This window comes from Clostridium sp. MT-14 (assembly GCF_042436595.1).
Classification (GTDB): Bacteria; Bacillota; Clostridia; order Clostridiales; family Clostridiaceae; genus Clostridium_B; species Clostridium_B aromativorans.
Genome location: NZ_JBHMIY010000065.1, coordinates 1 through 5,681 on the forward strand (window position 1 = coordinate 1; position 5,681 = coordinate 5,681).

Genomic DNA, 5,681 nt, shown 5'->3' on the forward strand with positions numbered 1-5,681 from the left:
TCGCTCAAAGCCAAATATTTTCATTACGTTTTGTGCCTTGAGCTAAGCGAAAGGAATGGATATAAACATGGATAAACGAAAGAAAGGTACGCGCCGCCGAGGAGAAGTTCTGGAAGAAGCGATTCTGCATGCTGCATGGGAGGAGCTCTCTGAAACCGGCTACACTCATATGACTATGGAGAGTATCGCAACACGGGCGGGGACAAACAAATCTGTCCTTTACCGCCGCTGGCCCGATAAGTCTGAACTTGTAATTGCCGCTCTGCGTAAATATTATTTTCCTAAAATTAAAAATGAGATACCGGATACCGGGAATCTGCGGGATGATGTGTATACCTATCTGCATGCCCGTGTTGAACCGTTGAAAATAATCGGCAGGGAGACCATTAGGGGACTTATTATGGAGCCAGTGATATGGCGCAGAATCATCGCATCCATACCGCAAATCATCCAGCAGAGATCACATGACAAACATAACAAGATGGAGGTGGCCATGATAATGATTTTGAAAAATGCAGAACTTCGCGGTGAAATCTGTCTTGAAAAACTGCCGCCCCGAATCATCTCACTGCCTATTGACCTTCTGCAGTATGAGCTGATTAAAAAGCTGGAACCCGTATCCGATGAAGCCATAGCGGAGATCGTAGACGGTATTTTTATACCGCTTATACATGCAATACAGTAATAGCAGAATCTTTATATATAATAAAGTAATACTCAGAATATAAATTATTGGTGTATTTGAGTTTAAAAACAGAATACCCAGAGAAGCTATAACAGTGCTCTACTTTAATTAAGCTCCCACAAATAAGGTTCAGATGGAGAAAAGTATTCCTTATAAGAAAACTCCATCTGAACCTAAAAATCACTTGATAATCATCTCTCAGTCGGCTTGATGTATTCAGCCGGCACACTATCAGTAAGCCAAATGCCATTTTCAGATAGATAGAATTTGAATCCATCTTCCGACATCTGTCCTGAAGCTATAATTAGAACAATGGGATCCCCATGCCTCTTTCCAACCTTCACAGCCGTAGAATAGTCTTTTGATAAATGTACATACTGTCTGGATTTTCTGATTAATCCCAGGGACAGTATACTTGAAAGATATTTTTTTCCTGTACCGTGATATAATACATCCGGCGGTACAATTTCCTTCAATCCCAGATCCACTTTTATGGAATGTCCCTGATTTGCCCTTATTTTCCTCTTCTCATTATCAAAGGAATACCTTTGTTTTTCATCACTGGCCACTATCTTCTCCAGCAATGCCATATCAATTTTATATCCATGGTTATTCAATCCATCCAGCAGCTCTTTCACAGACATATATCCATTTCTGTCTATCTGCCTGCCTATTATCTGTGGTTTATGTCTCAGTACAAGCGAAATGAATTTACTTAATCTGGTCTCATACTGTTTATTGTTCACATTACACACCCTCTGCACTTTTTCAAAATATGTTGGTTAAAAAAATGGGCATAATAATTTTACTACTTCCAGATTACCTCTGCCTGTTTTCTCGGAACTGTCCTAAAATATCTGACATCAGGATATCCCAGCATCATACAGGTTACAATTTCCCTTCCCTTTTTAATCTGAAGAAAATCAATAACATCCCGGCTTTCCTTTGCTGCCCTTATGAAGAAACCGCTGAAAAGAACTCCAATTCCCAGTGCCTGAGCAACAAGCTCCATATTTGACGATGCCAGTGCAGCATCTACCTGGGATGAAGCTGTTACAACCACCACTGCCGGTGCATTAAAAAATATCCTGTCATTCTCAGGATTCTGCTTATAGTCCTGGCACATTTTCATCCACATTTTTGCATATCTTCTGTACAGTCTGGCTTCAACGGTTTTACTGCCAAGGACACTATGTGCCAGCCTTTCCATACTTTCAAAGATAAGATCCTTAAGCTGCTTTAAATTGTCCTTTACAACTATGTAGGATACATCCTGTGCGTTGCTCCCCGTTTCAGTAAATCTTCCAGCTTCTATTATTTTATCAATCTTTTTCTGTTCAATTTTTTTATCTTTAAACTGCCTTATGCTTCTTCTGAATTTTATAAAATTCAACAGATTATCCGCATCCACAGAAAAATTTTTTTCACTATACTCTTTTACATCTTTCATATCGTACTCATCTATGGATACGGCTCCCTTCGGACAGACTGCAATACAGTGGCCGCATCTGATGCAGTAATTGTCATTGAGTTCTGCTCTGTTTTCATTCATTTCTATGCACCCGGGAAAACAGTCCCTGACACATTGTCCACATCCTATGCATTTTTCGGTATCTATTTTTATCATTTAAAATACATCTCCTTCAAGTCATTTTATCTGAAAGTTCAAAGTGCAAATATTAAATATAAAATTCAGCATATATTCTTTTCAAATTAATTATAAATATATAATAAACCGATCGATATATTTTAGCAAATAGTAATGACATCTCAATGCTATTTTTAATGGGGATTATTTCTATGCCAATATATGTATCATTAGTTGATTTACATTACAACCCATTTTTCAAGCTTTTCTCCATTTCAAATTTCAATTTGTCGACGTGTTTGACAAAATCGGCAAATTGGTTTTGGAACTGTAAATTTGGCATTATTATCTCTAAACCTTTTATCATTGAAAGATTTAGATTTTTTTGTCTTACACCTCTTTGCTGACTTTTATAAAAGTCTTTTCCNGAACTGTAAATTTGGCATTATTATCTCTAAACCTTTTATCATTGAAAGATTTAGATTTTTTTGTCTTACACCTCTTTGCTGACTTTTATAAAAGTCTTTTCCAATCTGAATACAATAATATGAATAAATTGTATTTACTAATCTCGGATCCAATTTAGCATAGGCAATTGCTTGATTACAGCTACACTCAATCATATTAATTGTAGACTTTAGAGCTGCTGTATCGTACATTCCTAGTAGTAAACTTCCTTTTTCAATAATTTTTGCTGAAGACTCTTTTATGGCTAATTTAGTTATCATTTCTGCACTATTGAAACAATAAATACTATTTAACTCTCCTGATGATAGCCAAGGAATATTTCCATTATAATACTTACTTTCAGAACGTAAAGGTGTGCCTCCTGTTTTCCAATCTCCTAGATTTTCTAATTTTACTTTAGGCAATTTCATTGGATTTTTTACAGGATTCCCAAACATCTCGATAAATCTCGATTTGTAAAATATATAATTAATATAAATTTTATCCAATATACTTTCTATGTGAAATCTTGACGTTATTTTGATTTACCATTGCATATTGAAGTGTGGTATCTATTTTCTGATGTCCTAAAAGGTGCTGCACCTGCTCTATGGGCATTCCCTTGTCAATAGCCCTTGTTGCAAGTGTTCTTCTGAACTTATGTGGATGTACCTTGTTGATATTGAGCTTTCTTCCCAAGGCTCTCATTCTAATTTCAACACCGCTGATATTCAGCCTGTTGTATGGCTCTATCAGTGATACAAATAATGCCTTATTACCATCAACTCTGCTGTTGAGATAATTTTGCAGATGTATTTTTGACCTTGCATCAAAATAGACTCTCCTCTGCTTGTCACCTTTCCCCTCCACAATACATTCTCTTTCATTAAAATCCATATCATCAATATCCAATTTTACCAGTTCTCCGACACGCATTCCAGTAGAGTTGAGCAGATCAATAATTGCAAGATCACGAATCTCTTTACAATTATCACGCATTATTTCCAGATTCTCATCTGTATATATCTCTTTTATAACCTTCCCGGTTCTTATTTTATGAATCCGCCTTACAGGGCTCTTTATAATATAATTTTCATCCTCAAGCCAGGAAAAGAATGAGGATAAAATTCTCCTAATATTGTCAACACTCACCTTGCTGCAATTGCTCCTATTATAATATTCTGCCAGGTATTGCCTGAGATCCTCCGTTGTAATATGCTTAACCGATTTACCCAATGCTTTCAGCATATTGCCTATAGTTGATTTATAGTACTTGATGGATTTTTCCGAGCAGCCCTCTATCCGTTTTGCACAGATAAACATGCTGCAGTAATCCTCTTCCATATTTTCCAAATTCTTTTTATTACTCTCATCTATAAAGGCTATATTCTGTAATTTTTCTATCAGAACCTTATGAAGCTCCTCCATCTGCATATTATCAAGTAAATTCATCATTTTCTGTTCAATTTCAACAGCAAGCTTTTCTACCATAATTTTCAACTCCCAGTCTTTAATATATTATGGTATATTGCCATTAACTGCATTATTATACAGCTTAGATTTTTCAATTTTAAATACCTTATCTTTTTCAAAATCGCCAAAAATCATATTTGATTCTTCTATTTGCACCATTATTTTATAGCCCTCTCAACTTCATCTTTATACAATTGAATAAAGGTATCCATTATACTGTTATTTTTTAAATCCGTAAAGCTGCTGTTATTTTCACATTTTACACCATCGTCATTTTTATATAATGAATAATACATGATTTCATCATTTTCAGAACGCTTAACTTCAAAATATTTTGCAAAAATATAATTATGCGTGGTGAGGAAAATTTGAACGCCATTTTTCTGCAGTTCAATTAATACTTCCACTAAATCCGGAATAAATTTAGGATTTATATTGGCTTCGGGTTCATCCCATAAGAGAACGCTATTTTCCGTTATATTTTCATTCATCAGAAGCTGCCATAACAATCCTATTTTCTTTAATCCCTCTGCTTCAACTGCAAAATTAACCATATCTCCATTATTTTTTTTCACATAAAATTCCTCGTTTTCAATGACAACCTTGCCGCCCATCATCTTTTCAAGAATCGGCAGTATCTTTAATGCAATCTTGGGAGGTTCTTTTAGCTGCCATTGAGCAGCTATTTTTACAATATCAATCACTGTTTTATCAAATGGAAATTCTTGAAATTTATCAGCCATTGACACAAGACCCTTTGAATGAGTAAGCATATCTTTTGCTGGAATAAATACACAATTGATTTCTTTAGATGGATATGATATCTCATATGAACATTCGTCGTCACTTCCAGACGTTGAAATTCTGCCATTAATATTAGAATTCAATTTCCCCATTAAATAATGTTTATCTGATTTATTGCTGACATTTGAAGCTTTTACTTCCAAAAACAACGGTTTAAGCTGTTTAACAAAAAAAGCATCATTAACATTAGCAGACTTAAAATATTTTGAAATATCATCTATATTTTTACTTTTGGAGATTTGAGTATCTGCGTAAATTGCTTTAAGTAATTGTGTTTTACCCGTCCCGTTTTCCCCCGTTATTATATTTATACCTTTCGAAAAATTAACTTTAAAATTTTTGAAAACAGTAAAATTTCTCAATTCAATACTTTCAATACCCACAATTATATCTCTCCTTATCACCCCGTAAGGTATTCATCTCTTTTTATATTATACCCCATAATTTACCTGTTTAAAATAAACAGAAGATCTACAAAGTCTTTAATTTGAATATAACAATAAAAAGTCCACTATAGATTGTTACTTGTCCATTTTTAATTGTGAATTATCCATTGCGAACTGTGAATTGAATTCCAGTTCTCCATTAAAAGCTCTTTGCATCAAAGAATTAAAATTATCCTCCAATTTTTTTAGACTCTTCTCCATTTCAAATTTCAATTTGTCGACGTGTTTGACAAAATCG

General features: G+C 34.5%; 7 protein-coding genes. 1 reads left to right on the forward strand and 6 read right to left on the reverse strand.

The features are described from left to right. Positions 1-67: 67 nt before the first annotated feature. The gene (locus ACFHWD_RS20280) at positions 68-685 is read left to right on the forward strand and encodes a TetR/AcrR family transcriptional regulator (RefSeq protein WP_378062910.1); all 618 of its coding nucleotides are present in this window, start codon (positions 68-70) and stop codon (positions 683-685) included. 191 nt (positions 686-876) lie between these two features. Here the strand turns inward: ACFHWD_RS20280 and ACFHWD_RS20285 are convergent, their stop codons facing one another. The 6 genes from ACFHWD_RS20285 to ACFHWD_RS20310 form a co-directional block, all read right to left on the reverse strand. Then, positions 877-1,431: an RNA 2'-phosphotransferase gene (locus ACFHWD_RS20285; RefSeq protein WP_229981911.1), complete on the reverse strand. Its 555-nt coding sequence runs from the start codon at positions 1,429-1,431 to the stop codon at positions 877-879. A gap of 62 nt (positions 1,432-1,493) precedes the next feature. Then, complete coding sequence (locus ACFHWD_RS20290; protein WP_229981910.1) at positions 1,494-2,312, reverse strand: nitroreductase family protein; 819 nt, start codon at positions 2,310-2,312, stop codon at positions 1,494-1,496. A gap of 205 nt (positions 2,313-2,517) precedes the next feature. Then, positions 2,518-2,640, reverse strand: coding sequence for a hypothetical protein (locus tag ACFHWD_RS20295; RefSeq protein WP_378062911.1), 123 nt, complete (start codon positions 2,638-2,640; stop codon positions 2,518-2,520). Between the two features lie 43 nt (positions 2,641-2,683). Then, positions 2,684-3,178: a restriction endonuclease subunit S gene (locus ACFHWD_RS20300; RefSeq protein ID WP_378062912.1), complete on the reverse strand. Its 495-nt coding sequence runs from the start codon at positions 3,176-3,178 to the stop codon at positions 2,684-2,686. A gap of 43 nt (positions 3,179-3,221) precedes the next feature. Then, complete coding sequence (gene xerA, locus ACFHWD_RS20305) at positions 3,222-4,211, reverse strand: site-specific tyrosine recombinase/integron integrase (RefSeq protein WP_378062913.1); 990 nt, start codon at positions 4,209-4,211, stop codon at positions 3,222-3,224. Positions 4,212-4,351: 140 nt separating this feature from the next. Then, positions 4,352-5,380, reverse strand: a complete 1,029-nt coding sequence (locus tag ACFHWD_RS20310; protein ID WP_378062914.1) for an ATP/GTP-binding protein — start codon at positions 5,378-5,380, stop codon at positions 4,352-4,354. Positions 5,381-5,681 lie beyond the last annotated feature (301 nt).

Coding starts and splice junctions, on each gene's coding strand:
- ACFHWD_RS20280 (WP_378062910.1), top strand. CDS start 68: ATGGATAAACGAAAGAAAGGTACGCGCCGCCGAGGAGAAGTTCTGGAA.
- ACFHWD_RS20290 (WP_229981910.1), bottom strand. CDS start 2,312: ATGATAAAAATAGATACCGAAAAATGCATAGGATGTGGACAATGTGTC.
- ACFHWD_RS20295 (WP_378062911.1), bottom strand. CDS start 2,640: ATGATAAAAGGTTTAGAGATAATAATGCCAAATTTACAGTTCCAAAAC.
- xerA (WP_378062913.1), bottom strand. CDS start 4,211: ATGGTAGAAAAGCTTGCTGTTGAAATTGAACAGAAAATGATGAATTTA.